The following is a 16,956-nucleotide window of genomic DNA, read 5'->3' on the forward strand; positions in this document are numbered from 1 at the left end:
TTGCTAGTTCCTGGCCTCCAAGGCCAAGTTCTCTGTTAGAGAGCACCGTTTTCCTCGGTGTTCGTGGCTATTTATGCAAACGGCACGCCACGTGCTTTTGAGCGTGGCAACCCACAAGGGTCCATCCGATTTGCTCGCGCAGGATGCCTGAAGCCTCTTACCAACAGAATTCTGTCATGAAAACAACACACTACGCTCTCGGCTCATTGTCTGTCCTGATCTTGGCTCTTGCGGTTGGTTGCAGCTCTTCGGCCAACTCCAATTCCGCTTCCACAGGAAAAAAGGAAGGCAAAGAAATTAAGCTGCTCAATGTTTCATACGATCCTACCCGCGAGTTTTACAGCGAATTCAATGAGTCATTCGCCAAATACTGGAATCTCAAGACCGGCGATAACGTCATCATCGAACAATCCCACGGTGGTTCGGGCAAGCAGGCTCGGTTTGTAATCGACGGCCTGGAAGCCGACGTCGTAACGCTGGCTTTGGCGTACGACATCGACGCGATCGTCGACAACGCCAAGCTGCTTGATGCCGATTGGCAAAAGAAATTTCCCCAGAACAGTTCTCCTTACACCTCGACGATCGTATTCTTGGTGCGAAAGGGTAATCCCAAGGAGATCAAGGACTGGAGCGATCTAGTCAAGGACGGCGTAGAGGTCATAACTCCCAACCCCAAGACCAGTGGCGGCGCTCGTTGGAGCTATCTTGCCGCTTGGGGATACGCACTCAAGAAAGAGCTAGGCGATTTCAGTAAGCTCACCGACGAATCGTCCAAAGATGCTGTGGCCGCTGCCCAGGTGAAAGCGAAGGAGTTTGTTACCGAGCTCTTTAAGCATGTTCCCGTGCTTGATCCAGGCGCCCGTGCCTCGACTAACACCTTCGTGCAGAGTGGCATCGGCGACGTGCTCTTGGCCTGGGAAAACGAAGCATTTTTGGCCGTCGATGAAGCCAAACAAGGGGGCAAGGAAGATCTCGAAATCGTTGTCCCTTCGTTGAGCATCTTGGCCGAACCTCCCGTGGCGGTGGTTGACAATGTGGCCAAAAAGCACGGCACGACCGAAGTTGCCGAAGCCTATCTCGAGCATTTGTATTCGCCGCAAGGCCAGCAGTTGGCCGCCAAGCATTACTATCGCCCTTCGATCGAAAAAGCGATCACTTCCGAACAGCGTGAGCAGTTTGTCGATGTTGAATTGTTCTCGATCGACGACGTGTTCGGCAATTGGCGGAAGGCTCAGAAAGAGCATTTCGACGATGGTGGCGTGTTCGATCAGATTTATCAGCCGGGTCAGTGAACCAGATTTCACGATTCATAACAGGGATCAGTTAGGACCGTTATCATGGCTTTTAAATTCAAATCACACAGTGTGCTGCCCGGCTTTGGGCTGACGTTGGGCTATACGATCACGTACCTCAGCCTGATCGTATTGATTCCGCTCGCGGCCTTGTTTCTCAAGTCGGCTTCGCTCCCCTGGGAGCGATTCTGGCAGGCCGTAACGGATCCTCGCGTGATGGCTTCGTATCGCTTGACCTTCGGGGCGTCGTTCGTGGCCGCGTTGATCAATGCCCTGCTGGGTTTTGTCGTGGCTTGGACATTGGTCCGCTACCGCTTTCCCGGTCGCAAGTTTATTGATGCGATCGTAGATCTCCCCTTTGCCTTGCCAACGGCTGTATCGGGAATCGCCCTCACGGCGATCTTCACTCGCAACGGTTGGTTGGGTCAGTACCTTGAGCCCTTGGGCATCAAAGTCGCCTTCACACCGCTGGGCATCACCATCGCCTTAATATTCATCGGCTTACCCTTTGTCGTGCGGACTTTGCAGCCCGCGCTCGAAGAACTCGATGGCGAACTGGAAGAAGCGGCCGCGAGCTTGGGAGCTTCGCGTTGGACGACGTTCCATCGTGTGTTGGTTCCCACGGTGATGCCGGCTTTGACGACCGGATTTGCTTTGGCATTTGCTCGAGCAGTCGGTGAGTATGGCTCGGTCGTTTTCATCTCCGGCAACATGCCGATGAGAACCGAAATCACCTCGCTGCTGATCATCACCAAACTCGAGCAATATGACTTCGCAGGGGCAAGTGCCCTGGCCGTCGTCATGCTGTTGGCTTCGTTCACAATTTTGCTGGCCATCAATGTGATTCAATGGCACTACAGCAGACGCATTCGGGGGGCGGCATAAATGAGTACCGCAACCAATGCAACTTTAGGGGGCAAGGCCCGTCACCAAATTCGCGACCCGCGCTGGGTGCAGGTGCTGCTGATCGCGGTGTCGATGAGCTTTGTCGGCGTGCTGCTATTGTTCCCGCTGATGGTGGTGTTCATCGAAGCCTTTCGGGACGGTTGGAGCGGCTACATCGCCAGCTTCGAGGATCCCGCCGCCTGGCAAGCGATCAAACTGACCCTGATTGCAGCTGGAATTTCCGTGCCCTTGAATTTGGTTTTTGGATTAATCTCTGCCTGGGCGATCACCAAGTTTGATTTCCCTGGCAAGAGCTTGTTGATCTCGCTGATTGATTTGCCGTTTGCGATCTCTCCGGTGATTTCGGGTTTGATTTATGTTCTGATGTTCGGCTTGCAAGGCTGGCTGGGGCCATGGCTCAAGGAGCACGACATTCAAATCATTTTCGCGGTTCCCGGCATTGTGCTGGCCACGATTTTTGTGACGTTCCCCTTCGTTGCTCGCGAATTGATCCCGCTCATGCAAGAGCAAGGCAACGAAGAAGAACAAGCGGCCCTTTCGTTGGGTGCCAACGGTTGGCAAACATTCCGCCGCGTGACGCTTCCGAACATCAAATGGGCTTTGCTCTACGGCGTGATTTTGTGCAACGCTCGGGCGATGGGCGAGTTCGGCGCGGTGGCGGTCGTGTCGGGCAGCATCCGAGGCCGGACCAACACTTTGCCGTTGCACGTCGAGATTCTTTACAACGAATACAACGCTGTGGCGGCGTTCACGATGGCCTCGCTCCTCGCCTTGCTCGGCCTCGTGACGCTCGCCGCTAAGACTTACCTCGAATGGCGAGTCAAACAACAACTCCGGCAAACACTTGTCGGTCCCTTTGAAACTTGAGCCGCCAACGGCAGAGAAAACCATGAGTATCGAAGTCAAAAATGTCAGCAAGACATTCGGCAATTACAAAGCGCTCGATAACGTCAACCTCAAAGTCAACGACGGCGAACTCGTTGCGCTGTTGGGTCCATCGGGTTCAGGCAAAACGACGCTGCTCCGCATCATTGCCGGATTGGAAACGCCCGACAACGAGCAGGCCACGGTTATGTTTCATGGCGAAGACGTCGCCAGCCAGCGCGTCGGTGAGCGGCACGTGGGGTTTGTGTTCCAGCACTACGCGTTGTTCAAGCACATGTCGGTGTTTGAAAACATTGCGTTTGGTTTGCGGGTCCGCCCGCGAGCCCAACGTCCTGCGAAAGAGAAAATTGCCCAGAAGGTCTACGAACTGCTGAAGCTGATACAGTTAGAAAACTTTGGCAACCGATATCCGGCCCAGCTTTCCGGCGGACAGCGACAGCGGGTCGCCTTGGCCAGAGCACTCGCCATCGAACCGCGGGTCCTGTTGCTCGACGAACCCTTCGGAGCGCTCGACGCCAAGGTGCGGCAAGGTTTGCGGAATTGGTTGCGAAAATTACACAGCGAGATTCACGTGACGACGATCCTGGTCACCCACGATCAAGAAGAAGCCCTCGAAGTCGCCGACCGGGTCGTGGTGATGAATCAGGCCAGGATCGAGCAGGTGGGCTCGCCGGCTGAAGTGTTCCATCACCCCGCCACGGAATTCGTGATGGATTTCCTCGGCCAGGTGAACGTCTTTCGTGGTCGAATCGAAGGGGGACACGCCGTGGTGAGCGGCATGCAAATCGAAGCCCCTGCCCTCGTTGCGGGCAAAAGCGGTGCCGCCAACGTGTACGTCCGCCCGCATGAATTGAACATCGAACGCGAGCTCAACGGCAGCCCCGCCTTGAAGGCAACCGTCACGCGGATCAACCCCGCGGGTTCGTTAGCCAAAGTGGCCTTGGCCACCAGCGAAGGCAGCCATATCCAAGTTGATTTACCGTTTGAACGTTTCAAGGAATTGCGATTGTCGACGGGCGAGCAAGTGTATGTCTCCCCCAAGCAAGTCCGTGTTTTTGCACCAGAATACGAGATTTGATGAAGCGACGTTGTTGTCGCGTCTTAATTAAGGACCTTTACTATGAATGCTCACGAAACCAGAACCAATGGGGTCACACCTTTCCAGGCTCGTGATAACGATTGGCAACAAATTCAAGATGCCTTACGCGGGTTGCGCTATGGTTCGGTGAACATCATTGTCCAAGACGGTGTCATCGTCCAAGTCGACCGCACCGAAAAGCGCCGCCTGCGTCAGACGGGTGGCGGTCAGACGACAAACAATCACGCCGCGCCGACGAATCAACAGCGGGCGTGTTAAAGCCTTATATTTTTCTGCTTAATGCCGACTCGCAACAGCGAGAGGCTTCTCCAATCGCTCCCGTAACCGACTCACTTCAGAGGTTGCGTGCTCAAGTTGTCATTCAGAACGGCCAGCCTATTAAGTTTGGCCACGACTTGAGGAATCTCGCTTCCACCATCGCCCGCTCTCAATGCGTGACGATGTTGCCAGCCAGATCCCTCGGCGGGCAAGTCTCCCTCGGGATGACAATTAAAAACGAAAGGAATTAATCATGATCTGTTGCTGTTGTTGCATCGCCTTTGCTTGAAACCCATACCAAAAACATACACCAGAAAATAAGCGGAGTTCCCAAAATGTCAGAAAGCACTTTTACAGATCGGAGCGGCGACGCCGATTTGCTCACCCGCGTGGGCATCGCTCTTACCTTGCGATTGCGGCACACGTTGCACGCGGTTCATATTCATGTGGAAAACGGAACCGTCACGCTGCGGGGCATGGTCCCCACGTTTTACGACCGCCAACTCGCGATCGAAGTGACCCGCCGAGTCGCGGGCGTGCATCGCGTTCTCGATGAAATTGCCGTCACGGGTAGCGAAGAGACAACCGGCAAGCGTGCCCCCGTTGCTCGTAACACGGCAGCCACGAACGCGGTGCGCGGGGCCGGAACAGAATCCGCCCGTCGTTCGGCGGCTGCCGCGGCGTCCTATCGGCCTCAAGCAGTGCAAGGCTGGAAGTCGTTGTTCACCAACGCCGCCACGGTGCTGCGAGGCTTTTTCCTGGCCGTGGCCGTGATGTCCTTCGTGGGTTGCGGTGAGGCTTCCCTGGAAAAGGTGCCCGTCTTCCCCGCCAAGGGAACAATCACCTATCAGGGTAAGCCGATCCCCGGGGCAATGATCACGTTGCACCCCGTCACGCCTGTTGAAAATGTCCCCACGCCTCGTGCCAACGTCGCAAAAGATGGCACGTTCAGCGTCAAAACCTATGGCACCGAAGAAGGGGCTCCCGAAGGCGACTACAAGCTCACCGTGCTCTGGTACAAGCCGATTTACAACGGGCCAGATTTTACCTCAGGTCCGAATGTGATCCCACAAAAGTTCACAAAGCCTGAAACGACCGACATCCAAGTCAAAATCGCCTCGGGTCAGAACAACCTACCTGCCATCAAGCTGTAGCGATCATTTAAACAATCAAAATCGAGACCATATTTTTTTAAAAGGAATAATCATGTCACGCAAACACAACGCTTTTACATTGGTGGAGCTGCTGGTGGTGATCGCCATCATCGGTGTCTTGGTAGCTCTGTTGTTGCCCGCCATTCAAGCCGCCCGTGAAGCCGCTCGTCGCACGCAGTGCGTCAATAACTTGAAGCAAATCGGCTTGGTCGTTCAGAACTACCATGATGCCAAGAAAGTGGTCCCCGTCAGTGCCCGGCCCGTTGGCTTGACCACGGCCCCCCGTATTGCCGCGATCACGCACATGCTCCCCTATTTTGAACAGGCCCAGTTGCGTCAACAGTTTGATTTGACATTAAACTGGGGCAATGCCAAGAATCGTGACGTTGTCAACACGCCAATTGCGACATTGCAATGCCCTTCCGATCCTGAGCCAGCCAGCCGATTGGATGGTATTCCAGAAAATTCTCCTTGGGTGAATGAAGTCAGTTCGCCAACGGCTTACTCACCCACCGTGTGGGTCGACAAACGATTGGCCGATGCCAATCTTGTGGACAGAACCAATGTCGATGGCAATGGAAACGCACTCGATATGCCAGGCATCATGGAATACAACAACGTCAAAGTGAACTTCAAGAGTGTGAGCGACGGCCTTTCCAATACGATTCTGTTTGCAGAATCCGCTGGTCGGCCTGCACGTTACCTCAGAGGAACCGCTAATCCGGATCTGACTGTGTCGCGTGTGAATTCGGGAGGGTGGTGCCGCCCTGCTTCGGACCTGCTGATCCAAGGCTGGGACGTTGTGAATGACAAAGCAATCGGTACGAGTGCCGTGAATGCCACCAACGGCGAGGATATTGTCACCTCAGGTTACCCCCATCCGTACTTGAGTACCTACGGCACGGGGGCACCCTACGCTTTCCATCCCGGCGTGAACAATCATGTATTCGGCGATGGATCGGTCCGTCCAATCAACGAAGACATCGACATCCGCGATTACGCTCGATTGATAACTCGCGATGGTGCCGAAGTTGTTAGTACGCAACTCTAGTTAGCCGGCAGCGTCACGCTGCCGTATAAATGGAAATTTCCGATAACGCCCAGGGATTGCGATCCCTGGGCGTTGCCGTTTTGATCCAAGATTTTTCTCGGAATTGTTCACAGTCCTTTCAATCTGCTAGCGTCCCCGTAGTCGCTGGCAACAGGCAACACTATGAAAAATGGCTAGAATTGATGCTTGCTGGCACGGCGATCAATCCACCTTGAGCGGTCGGCCTTGTTTTACTATCGTTCCGACGCAACTCGTGGTATCGGCATGGTTCACGCACGCTTATCGACTTTTGTTCGGTTGATTCTGGGCGGCCTGGGATTGAGTGTGTTGACATTGCTGCTGACCGCGAGAGGTTTGACGCCCGATCCGCGAGGATTCGGCACACACGAACAGTTGGGACTTACTCCGTGTAGCTTTTATCGCTGGACGGGGAGGGAATGCCCCACTTGCGGCGCGACGACCGCGTGGGCCTTGTTGCTTCGTGGCGACTTGGCTGCAGCGTTGCAATCCAATGTGGCTGGCACACTGTTGTGTATTGTTGCCGTGTTGAGCGTGCCGTGGTTGGCGATGTCGGCGCTTGTGGGGCGATGGTGGATTGTGAAAGCAACGGCCAACGCCTTGGTGCTGACTGGTAGTGGATTGGCAGTGATCGCCGTGTTCGATTGGGCGCAGCGAGTTTGGTTTTAAGATTGTGGTAGCCAAGATGGCTCGCCAAAAAAATAAGACTTGCCTGTGTGGCAGAATCTCATCTGGAAAAGGATTGAAAGATGGCACGTCCTCTCTTAGCACAAAGCCGTTGGTTCGCGCTGTGTTTAACACTGCTTTTGCTGAGCTCGTCGGCGGGTTGCATCCATACCATTCTTGCCACGGGGATTTACCTTTGGCAGGGAGGCAACGTCGTGCCAGCACAATGTGATAAGCTTGACGGCGAGCGCGTGGTCGTCGTGTGCCGGCCTCCTTCCACAAATGAGTACCGTCATGCCGGCGCCGCGCGGAGCATTGGCAAACGGGTGAGTGCGTTGCTCAAGGAAAATGTGAAGAAGGTCGACATGGTTAGTCCCAGCGAAGTCGACAACTGGATCGACGAACAAGATTGGGAAAACTTCAAGGATCTTGGTAGATCGGTACAAGCTACCCGAGTGGTTTACATCGAGCTCGATAGCTTTGATTTGTATAAGGGAACGACGCTCTATCAAGGTGATGCCGACGTGCGGGTCACTGTCTACGACATGACGACCCGCGACGGCGAAGAAGTGTGGACCCGAAACGTCGGTCAGGTGTTGTTTCCACGCAATGCCGGCATTCCCTCCGCGGATAAGTCGGTGCAGGAATTTCAGAACCAGTTTGTGGAAATTGTATCTGTCCAGACAGCCAGCTTGTTTTACAAGCACGATCCCAATGCCCAATTTGCACTTGATGCGGTCGCCAATCGCTAACGCCTAAAGCGGCGGCGGATCACGACGTGGTGGCGGCGCGGGACGCTGAGGCTCAGGCCGTGGAGAAGGCGGCGGATTGTTGTTATCCGGTTGAGTGAGCACGGGGATAATCGTATAGCCTTCCGCCCATTGCCATCCCAAGGGAGTCTGCAGCTCACGCTGAGCCAGCATCGCCCAGGGCGTGCCGGGATGTTCGGTCACGACTTGTTTCAGCAGCTCCTCGGCGTGCATGCCGAGTGATTCGAGCGTACTGTTGGCGAGGTCACGGTCGCTCTTCAATAGCCAAGTATTGTTCGTGTCCTTTTCAAAGGTCATGCCTTGCTTGGCCTTGGCGAGCATGACGTTGTAGCCGTCGGTGCGTACCTTTGCCGCGAGCGCACGCCCCAGCGCGAGGTCAAATCCCGCTTGCCACCGCAAACTGCGCACTTTTTGGCGATCAGCTTCACCATCGAGTAGTATTTTGCAGAGGCGATCGAGCTGCGGCTGGCGAATCGCAGCGGCACGTTGGGCTCGTGACAATTTCTCCGCAAGGCTGGCATCATCACGGCGAGGAAACTCGGTGTCGAAATCCTCCATTTGAGAAGTCCACGAAAGTTGTGCCGCTTCGACCAGGGCGGCTTGCGCGCGGTTGCCACTGATTTGTCGACGATACTCTCGTTCGGAGAAATAATCAGGCTGGTAATTCCTCATCGCTTCGGGCTCAAAAAATGCCGCCAAATGAGCGGTGAGATTATCCGTCTCAAAGCCACTAACATGTCGCCCCACAATGCGGTTAGGATGCACCGCGAAGTACAGTCCGCCCGTCTCAAAGCAAAGCTTCGTAAGTCCATAGGGTCCAAAGCCCGAATCGATCAGTTCGTCGTACTTTCCTGAACCGACGAAATGCAATTTCAAGACCTCTGGCATCAGAGTTTCGGGGCCCAAACTCACTGGGACCCATTGCGGGCGTTGATCGTATTTCGGATCGGGATCAATCCATTTGACATAAGCGGTTTCTCGACCGAATGGCGCCGGACGGCCAACCACATAAACGGGAATCGCCAGCTTTTGACAAATGCGGATCGTCGCTTCATGCTCCGCAACGTCGTCGCCTGATTCGTCAGTGAACACGACGATCATTACGTGACGTACGTTTTGCTTATTCAGCCGGTAGGTGCGAAACTTGTTCGCGACATCGGCAATCGATTGAAAAACGTATTCGTAGCGGGAATTCGAATCGCCAATTGATTCCACGGCCGCTTCGATTTCCTCGATTTTATCGGTTGGCTTCTGTGTGTAGAGGTGAACCGATTCACCAAACCCTGCTACGGCTGTCAGCAAAGGTTTGTCCTCATGCTTAGAGAACACCGGATTGTCGGCCGCTTCGATGACACCCAATTCGTCGTAAACGCGTCGAAATCTCCTCAGGATGCTTGCTCGCTCCCCCTTGAGACTTCCTGATTCGTCGAACAACCACACCACCAACGTTGGCTGTTGCTCGATGGAAGTCAGTATTTCCTGCGTGATACGGTCAATCGCGCCGAGGGCTCCCGTGGTGCCGACGCTGCCGGATCCTTGGACCGAAAGTCGTTCAGACAACTCGGGACCACGAAAGGTGGGGGTCGACACATCCACGGTAAAGCGATCCCCAAAATCACTGGCAGGTTCGTGCTCGAACAGCACGAGTGATTTTTCGTCGACCTCCATAGCCGCGGCAAGTGCGGAATCGGAGCCGTGCTGGCTCAGAGCACCGATCTCCTCGGGTGTCACGTCCGCCGCCACAAATTCCTCCGCCAGAAAATTTTCTTCGGGCAGCGAGATGTCTTCCAAAGCCAAGGAGAGTTCTTCGAGCTTTTGAGGCACAACAATCGTCGTGAGACCGAGCGCGATCGTTAACAGCAAATGAACAGCCACGCTGGAGAACCAGGCGGCTGAATCGGCGGATCGGTGTAATAAGAATTTCATAGAGGACCCGCGATTTGGCCCAATCTGTCCATCACTCAATTTTGGACCAGAAGAGCAAAGTCGGCAAGTTGCCACGGATTTTATAACCCCGGCAGGCTTCCATAGTGTCGAAGCTCGCTGGTGAGTAAAATACAGCATGATTCGAACTTTCCCTGAAGCGAGGATGGCATGAATTCGCTGTATCACCGATTCGCGCTTGTTTGTCTGGTTTGTCTGTCGGCAAGTAGCCTGTTTGCGCAGCCCGCTCCCCGGGCAGCACGCCCCGCCCCGCCAGAAAACGTCTCCTTCACGACTAAGGACAATGTTCGCCTGCGAGGGACTTACTATCGCAGCTCCGCGGGACGCGAAGCCGTGCCTATCGTGATGCTGCACGATTCGAAGGAAAGTCGCACGATCTTCAGCAATCTGGCCCTGGCGCTGCAATCGCCGAGTGATCCACGGATTCAATCACACGCTGTTCTTACCGTCGACCTGCGTGGGCACGGCGAAAGCACCGTGGCGGTCAATCCCCACTCGGGACAGTCTTCGGAATTGGACTCCTCGAAACTCAAGCCAGTCGATTATGAGGACATGGTGCGGTTCGACATGGAGGCCGTGCGGCGGTTTTTGGTCGAGCGCAATGATGCCCAGGAATTGAATCTGAACAAACTCTGCCTGCTTGGCACGGGAATGGGGGCCAATGTCGCATTGATTTGGTCCGCCGTTGACTGGGATACCCCGCCGCTTGCCCAGCGGAAGCAAGGTCAAGACGTGAAAGCCTTGATCTTGGCTTCACCGAGCTGGAAACAGAAAGGGCTGCCGTTGGTAGCTGCCCTTAAGCACCCCGATGTGCAAAAATTACTGTCAATTATGCTGGTCTACGGCAGCCAAGATGCTAAAGCCAAGCAAAGCGCCGAAACGGTTTACAAGAATCTCGAACGTTATCATCCCGAGCCGCCCGTCGACAAAATTCGCACGATGAAGGATTTGTTTGATTATCCGCTGCCTACCAAACTTCAGGGAAGCAAGCTGCTTGTCGATCCGCAATTCAAAATGATTGCGAACATCGATAACTTCATCAAAGCCCGGTTGGTCGATCAGCCATTTGAGTGGATCCAACGCAAATAGCGTCAGTCGATGATCCGCTCGGGATTGGCGGGGATGCGAAGTTCCACGCCAATCGGCAACAGGTGGGGATTGCTAAGCTGGTCGCGATTGAGATCGAAGATTTCCAATGCCCGGCCCGCGTCGTGGAGATATCGCTCTGCCATTTTTTCTAACGTATCACCGTTCGAAACGACATGGATCAACTCCGTCGGCCAGGGAGTTGAGGCGCTCTGAGTGACTGCACCCACGGTATTGTAGGCGGGTTTTGTCGTCTGCTCGTCGGTCAACTCGGGCGTTGGCGTGACCGAGGAGGTTACAGGACTTTCTTGATGTGCAATCGCGGGATGATTGGCTAAGTCAAAACTTTCCAATCCTGTTACAGGCGCAGACACTTCTGCCAAATCACCCGTGCTGGCCATGTGGGCCATGACTTGCCCCGTGGCACTAGGAAGCTGATTGGGGTTTGGCGGGGACGATTGAGCAATGGGATCGCCGTTGCTAGCCCGCAAAATGGTTGCTGGGGTTTCTGAAGGTGAGCTGGAGTAATCCAATTCGTCGGGCGATTTGCGAAATGGCCAAGCCAGCACAAATCCCACCGCGAGGATGCACCCTGCCGTCACCAATTTACGTTTGCGAGTCACGGCCCAAATCCGAGAACGATGTGAAATTGATCACTCTTCGTTCAAAATCGGATGGCCGAATCCGCCCTGATAAGCCTTGTCGCTCAAGCGCGCATTGTACCGATCGCACGGGACCGTGTGTGCCGACTCGGTAAGCTTTGCGGGCTATGACCGTTGGTCACTTCGTCGCCGCGAGGTCGCGGGTGCTCACCTTGCTCACAGATGAAACTTTGGAACCACTCTTCTCCTCGAACTGACTCAACCACAGCAGCACGGGCGAGGCGATGAAAATCGAGCTGAAAGTACCCACGATGATGCCAGCCGCCATCACAAAGGAGAATGCGTGCAGGCCCTCACCTCCCATGACATAGAGCATGATGACCGAGAAAATCGTGGTCAAAGAAGTGAGTAATGTTCGCGATAGAGTTTGGTTGACGCTCTGATTGATCATCTCACTGGTAAGTCGTGGGCTCTTACCTTTGACTTCACGAATACGGTCGAACACCACAATCGTGTCGTTGAGCGAATAGCCAATCAACGTGAGGAACGCCGCCACGACCGGCAAGCTGATTTGGAATTTCTCCAGCATCAGTACTTGTGCCAAGCCGGGTGAGGCTTCGACAATCCAGCCGCAGATGGCCAGCAATCCCAACGTAATGAGAACGTCGTGAACCACAGCCACCAAGGCGGCGACCCCATAGGTCCAACCGTGGAAGCGGAACCAGATATAGGCCATGATGCCAATGAAGCTCACCACCGTCGAAGCGATGGCCTTGGTCCGCAGATCGTCGGCCACACGACCGCCAATCTTATTGGCCAACGGGAAAATCGGCTCACTGTTGGTGGATTGTTCGAGTTCAGCAAAGACTTCAGCGGCCGCGGCGGGTGAAATTGCCAACTTGACGTCCCAAGTGCCGAAGCGGCGTCCGCTGCCTTGAGTGTAATCAGGATTGGAAATCTCGAACCGAGTCGAGCCATGCCCCTTTGCTTCCAGAGCTTCGCGAAGCATGTGCTCCACGGTCTCATAATTAACACCGGCATCAATGTCCTTGGGATCACCAAACATCAGTTTGGCTTTGGTGCCATTGGCGTATAAATCCGCTACGGTGGCAGGAGTTGTCACAGCGGCAGGGGTTTCCGTGTTGGCAACTGGCTCTTCGGTTTCTTCCTCAACTACGGTGTCCTCTTCAACAACGGTAGCATCACCCTCCGCGGGTTCATCGACGGTTTCCTCTGCTTCCTCTTCAACTGCTTCGACTTGGAAGTTTGCCAGCCGAGCACTCACTTGCCGACGCGATCGGATCGCACCGGTCTGTTCGCTCACCGGGCCGACTTCGGAAATCTCAATGCTGTAGGTTTTGAGCTTATCGCCGAACTTGTCCTGCAGAATTTGCTGCACGGCCTCAATGTCTTGCTCGATGCTGCTCACGGTGAAGCGTGTCCCCGTGTTTCCGACTTCCACGAGAGAGAGGTTCTTGTCATTGAGATCTGTTTCCGCGAGGGTGTCCATCACTTCGGAAAAGGTCATCTTGTTGTCGTCGGTGAGCACGAGGGTCACCGACGTTCCCCCCGTGAAGTCGATGTTGAGCAAATCAGCTCCCCGATCGACGACGGCATACAAACCAATGGCGGTCAAAATCAAAGATCCAACAAACGCGATACCCCGTTTGCCCATGAAATCGAAGTGGGTCTCGCCAATGATCTGCGACATTTTGAGGTCTTTGATTTTGCCCAAACGCTCGGCGACGTCGAAAATCAGTCGTGTAAAGAAGATGGCCGCGAACAAACTCATCACCGTACCGATGATCAGAGTCACGCCGAAGCCCTTCACGTTGTCGGGGGCAATGCGGTAGATCACCACCGCTGTAATCAAATTCGTAAGGTTCGAGTCAATAATCGCGGACAAGGCTTTGTCGTAGCCGTTGCGAATGGCCATCCGCAAGGCTGCCCCGCGAGCGCGTTCTTCACGAATACGCTCGAAGATCAGCACGTTGGCATCTACCGACATACCGACGCTCAGCACCAAACCCGCGAGACCCGGCAAGGTGAACGCCGCGTGGAACAAAACCATCGTCCCCAGGGTCAACAGCAGATTCACACACAAGGCGATGCATGCCACGAGCCCAGCGAATCGGTAATAAATCAAAAGGAAGACAAACGAAATCACCATACAAAGCAGCATGGCCACGTAGCTGCGTTCCACGGTTTCGGCACCCAGCGTGGGGCTGATCGTTTCGCGGCTGATGGGCTCTTTGTTCAAAGACGCGGGCAGGCTTCCGGAATTCAGAATGCCTACAAGCTCATCAACTTCCTGTTGTGTGCCAATTCCCTCGATCGTTCCCGTGGAAGTAATTTTGCTGTTAATATTGGGGGCCGACTTAAGATTTTTGTCGAGAATAATACCCAAGTTGTACTTCTGGCCCGAAGGGTTCGGCGTGTGGCTCCCCGTCAATTGGCCAAAGCGATAAGCCCCTTGATCGTCGAATGTGAAGAGAACCACGGGCTGGCCCGTCCCATCAAACGATGCTGAGGTCCGCTGCAAGTAGTCCCCTGTAACGTCGAGTCCATCATTGGTCAGCACCAAAGCCTGCGGTTGATCGCCAACCAAACGCTTGACGACGCGGTTATCAGGCTGATCAGGTGCACCAAACTCGGCAACATTATAGGGCATCCACTCAGCGACTTTGCGTCCGCCAAGCATCACTTCATTTTCACTTGTAGGCAGAGCTTTGGCCAACTCGATAATTTCGGTGTTTTCCGAAAAGATCGGCGATGCGGTGATGCGAAACTCCAGGGCACCGGCGGTGTAAATCCGCCGCTCGATCATGTCGAGTTCTTCTTGGCTCGCCTTGGGGATAATGATTTCAATTTGATCGGGACCATATTCACGAATCGAGACTTCCTTCGTACCGCTGGGATCAACACGCTCGCCGAGCGCACCAATCAGCTGCCGCACAAGCTGGCTTTTTTGCGATACGGTTTTGCCCGTATTATCGACCCCCTGGGTCGTCGCGTCGGCGGAGGCGACGGCTGAAGTATCCTGCAACTCGTAAATCAGCGTAATACCACCGCTGAGGTCCGGGCCGTACTTGAGTTCGCCTTGGTACAGCACGAGGGCAGCCGCCAGGACGGAACCGATGGCCAAGGCAAACTTCCAGCCATAGTCAGGCATCCGCCAGCGCTTGGCAAGATAACTGCCGATGATGATCGGAATCACAAAGACCGCGATCACCATGCTGAGCATGATCAGCCCTGGAATGGCCGAGGCCACTTCCGCGGGTGCGGGGGCATCCGTATTGCCGGCGACACCGATCTCGGTGCTCACGGTTTCGGCACTTTCTTCCGGCGTCTCTTGCGCGATCATGGGCAGAGCCGACAGCCCGAGGGTCATGACCGCGAGTAGCAGCGCAAGTTGGCGCCATTGTGAGAAAAGCGTAAGCACAGTTTCTTTTGCCTTCGTTATCATTTCAATTTCCGTTAATGATCGAGAAGAAGTCGGGATTGGACTTCTGCAATCGTGTTAGCTTTCTGATTTGGTTTCTTCGTTAATGACGCGGGCGATGGCCGACGCGCTGACGCGAATCTTCGTGCCGGTGGTTTCGTCGACACGGACCGTGATTTCGTCGCGATCACGTTGAACATTGGTGACGACGCCATGAATGCCGCCGATCGTCACGACGCGATCTTTTTCCTTGAGATTGGCCACCAAGTCGCGCAAGGCATGTTCTTTATTCTTTTGCGGTCGCAAAATCAGGAAATAAAAGAACACCATGATCGCGATCAAACCAGGCAGCATGCTCGTTATCCCCGGAGGAGATGCTTCCTCGGCTTGGGCAAACAGCAGGTGGTTCGGCATCGCGAATGCCAATTCAATCGAATTGTGAAAGATCATGCCACTTATCAAATACGTTTTGAGTTGATTTCGGCTACCCAAACGACATCGTGGGCGGGACTTACGACAAGAACTGCCGCCTCACCACGCCATCACTCCGCCAGCAGAGACCACCCGTGCCCCTAGGGACGAATGGTGGGCAAACCGAAGAATCGATCATCATAAATCGAAGCGCCGCAACGGACAAGGGCGACAGACGCCTCCCTAAGGGGCACGCCAACCGGCCATTTTGGCTTCCCGAAATTCCCTAAAGGCGTCCGCTTCAATGGCAGCCCGAGCCTCGGCCATTAGCCTTTGATAGTAGGTCAGATTGTGGATCGAGGTGAGAATCGGCCCCAGCATCTCCTTAGCTTGAAACAGATGCCGAAGATAACCACGGCTATGTTGGCAAGCGGGGCAAGGACAGCCAGGCTCCAGTGGGCTTTGGTCCAGTTCGTGAGAAGCATTACGCAACCGCACGGGCCCGCGATCCGTGAAAGCCAGCGCATTTCGGCCATTGCGAGTCGGCATCACGCAGTCGAACATGTCGACCCCACGGGCCATGCACTCGACCAAGTCTTCCGGCCGCCCCACGCCCATTAAGTAACGGGGCTTTTCCGTGGGCAAATAGGGCGTCGTGAATTCCAAGGTTTCATACATTTGCCACGGCTCTTCGCCGACGCTCAGACCGCCGACGGCAAATCCGGGGAAATCCAAGCCCACGAGGGCTTCGGCACTTTCACGGCGCAACTGGGCATCGAGCCCGCCCTGCACTATGCCCAGCAACATTTGGTCGTCACGTCGCGATGCCTTAAGACAGCGCTCCGCCCAGCGAACGCTCCGGCGCATCGCGTCGGCGATCACGTCGGTTTGATTGGGGAGCGCGATCACGTGATCGAACTGCATCACAAAATCGCTTCCGAGATTTTCTTGAATTTCGATGGATCGCTCGGGGGTCAATTCCATCCGCGAACCATCGATATGAGAACGGAACGATACGCCCTGCTCGGTCACCTTAGACATGGCCGCGAGACTGAAAACCTGGAAGCCACCGCTGTCGGTGAGAATGGGGCCCGACCACCCCATGAACTTGTGCAGGCCACCGTGGGCCGCCACCACGTCGTCGCCTGGGCGCAGCGCCAAGTGATAGGTGTTGCCGAGAATGATTTGCGCGCCGGTTTCGCGCAAGCGACCGACATCCAAACCTTTGACCGTGCCGACGGTGCCGACGGGCATGAACGTGGGAAGTTCCACGATCGCCCGTGGTGTATGCAAACGCGCACGCCGGGCGCCCGTGTGCCGATCAACGTGCAACAATTCGAAACGAAAAGCGGAACTCGCCATCAGCCATCAA

The 16,956-nt window shown here is 54.9% G+C and carries 15 protein-coding genes; 10 read left to right on the forward strand and 5 right to left on the reverse strand.

Annotated elements, in window-relative coordinates; translation table 11 throughout:
* The first annotated feature begins 176 nt into the window (after positions 1-176).
* From AC6T8Q_RS15095 to AC6T8Q_RS15135, 9 genes are all read left to right on the forward strand, one after another.
* Positions 177-1,292, forward strand: coding sequence for a sulfate ABC transporter substrate-binding protein (locus AC6T8Q_RS15095; RefSeq protein ID WP_500679865.1), 1,116 nt, complete (start codon positions 177-179; stop codon positions 1,290-1,292).
* A 45-nt stretch (positions 1,293-1,337) separates the two neighbouring features.
* Positions 1,338-2,177, forward strand: coding sequence for a sulfate ABC transporter permease subunit CysT (cysT, locus tag AC6T8Q_RS15100; RefSeq protein ID WP_500679866.1), 840 nt, complete (start codon positions 1,338-1,340; stop codon positions 2,175-2,177).
* Positions 2,178-3,065, forward strand: a complete 888-nt coding sequence (gene cysW, locus AC6T8Q_RS15105) for a sulfate ABC transporter permease subunit CysW (RefSeq protein ID WP_500679867.1) — start codon at positions 2,178-2,180, stop codon at positions 3,063-3,065.
* 22 nt (positions 3,066-3,087) lie between these two features.
* Complete coding sequence (locus tag AC6T8Q_RS15110; protein ID WP_500679868.1) at positions 3,088-4,161, forward strand: sulfate/molybdate ABC transporter ATP-binding protein; 1,074 nt, start codon at positions 3,088-3,090, stop codon at positions 4,159-4,161.
* Between the two features lie 42 nt (positions 4,162-4,203).
* The gene (locus AC6T8Q_RS15115) at positions 4,204-4,440 is read left to right on the forward strand and encodes a YezD family protein (protein ID WP_496922218.1); all 237 of its coding nucleotides are present in this window, start codon (positions 4,204-4,206) and stop codon (positions 4,438-4,440) included.
* Positions 4,441-4,775: 335 nt separating this feature from the next.
* A complete protein-coding gene (locus AC6T8Q_RS15120) occupies positions 4,776-5,594 on the forward strand; it encodes a BON domain-containing protein (RefSeq protein WP_500679869.1) in 819 nt (272 codons plus the stop codon).
* 52 nt (positions 5,595-5,646) lie between these two features.
* Positions 5,647-6,645, forward strand: coding sequence for a DUF1559 family PulG-like putative transporter (locus AC6T8Q_RS15125; protein WP_500679870.1), 999 nt, complete (start codon positions 5,647-5,649; stop codon positions 6,643-6,645).
* A gap of 225 nt (positions 6,646-6,870) precedes the next feature.
* Positions 6,871-7,332: a DUF2752 domain-containing protein gene (locus tag AC6T8Q_RS15130; protein ID WP_500679871.1), complete on the forward strand. Its 462-nt coding sequence runs from the start codon at positions 6,871-6,873 to the stop codon at positions 7,330-7,332.
* A gap of 80 nt (positions 7,333-7,412) precedes the next feature.
* Positions 7,413-8,081 (forward strand): hypothetical protein, encoded by a 669-nt coding sequence (locus AC6T8Q_RS15135; RefSeq protein WP_500679872.1) that lies wholly within the window; start codon positions 7,413-7,415, stop codon positions 8,079-8,081.
* A 3-nt stretch (positions 8,082-8,084) separates the two neighbouring features.
* Here the strand turns inward: AC6T8Q_RS15135 and AC6T8Q_RS15140 are convergent, their stop codons facing one another.
* Positions 8,085-10,025 carry a vWA domain-containing protein gene (locus AC6T8Q_RS15140; protein WP_500679873.1) on the reverse strand — a complete coding sequence of 647 codons (1,941 nt, stop codon included), beginning with the start codon at positions 10,023-10,025 and terminating at the stop codon, positions 8,085-8,087.
* A 168-nt stretch (positions 10,026-10,193) separates the two neighbouring features.
* Between AC6T8Q_RS15140 and AC6T8Q_RS15145 the strand changes: the two genes are divergently transcribed.
* On the forward strand, positions 10,194-11,132 hold the full coding sequence (locus AC6T8Q_RS15145) for an alpha/beta hydrolase (RefSeq protein WP_500679874.1): 939 nt from the start codon (positions 10,194-10,196) through the stop codon (positions 11,130-11,132).
* Positions 11,133-11,134: 2 nt separating this feature from the next.
* Here the strand turns inward: AC6T8Q_RS15145 and AC6T8Q_RS15150 are convergent, their stop codons facing one another.
* From AC6T8Q_RS15150 to tgt, 4 genes are all read right to left on the reverse strand, one after another.
* Positions 11,135-11,752, reverse strand: coding sequence for a LysM peptidoglycan-binding domain-containing protein (locus tag AC6T8Q_RS15150; protein WP_500679875.1), 618 nt, complete (start codon positions 11,750-11,752; stop codon positions 11,135-11,137).
* 157 nt (positions 11,753-11,909) lie between these two features.
* A complete protein-coding gene (gene secD / locus AC6T8Q_RS15155) occupies positions 11,910-15,197 on the reverse strand; it encodes a protein translocase subunit SecD (RefSeq protein WP_500679876.1) in 3,288 nt (1,095 codons plus the stop codon).
* A gap of 54 nt (positions 15,198-15,251) precedes the next feature.
* Complete coding sequence (gene yajC / locus AC6T8Q_RS15160; RefSeq protein ID WP_500679877.1) at positions 15,252-15,623, reverse strand: preprotein translocase subunit YajC; 372 nt, start codon at positions 15,621-15,623, stop codon at positions 15,252-15,254.
* A 204-nt stretch (positions 15,624-15,827) separates the two neighbouring features.
* The gene (gene tgt, locus AC6T8Q_RS15165; RefSeq protein WP_500679878.1) at positions 15,828-16,946 is read right to left on the reverse strand and encodes a tRNA guanosine(34) transglycosylase Tgt; all 1,119 of its coding nucleotides are present in this window, start codon (positions 16,944-16,946) and stop codon (positions 15,828-15,830) included.
* Between the last annotated feature and the right edge of the window lie 10 nt (positions 16,947-16,956).

Origin of the sequence: Bythopirellula sp. (genome assembly GCF_041737835.1) — a bacterium.
Taxonomy (GTDB): domain Bacteria; phylum Planctomycetota; class Planctomycetia; order Pirellulales; family Lacipirellulaceae; genus Bythopirellula.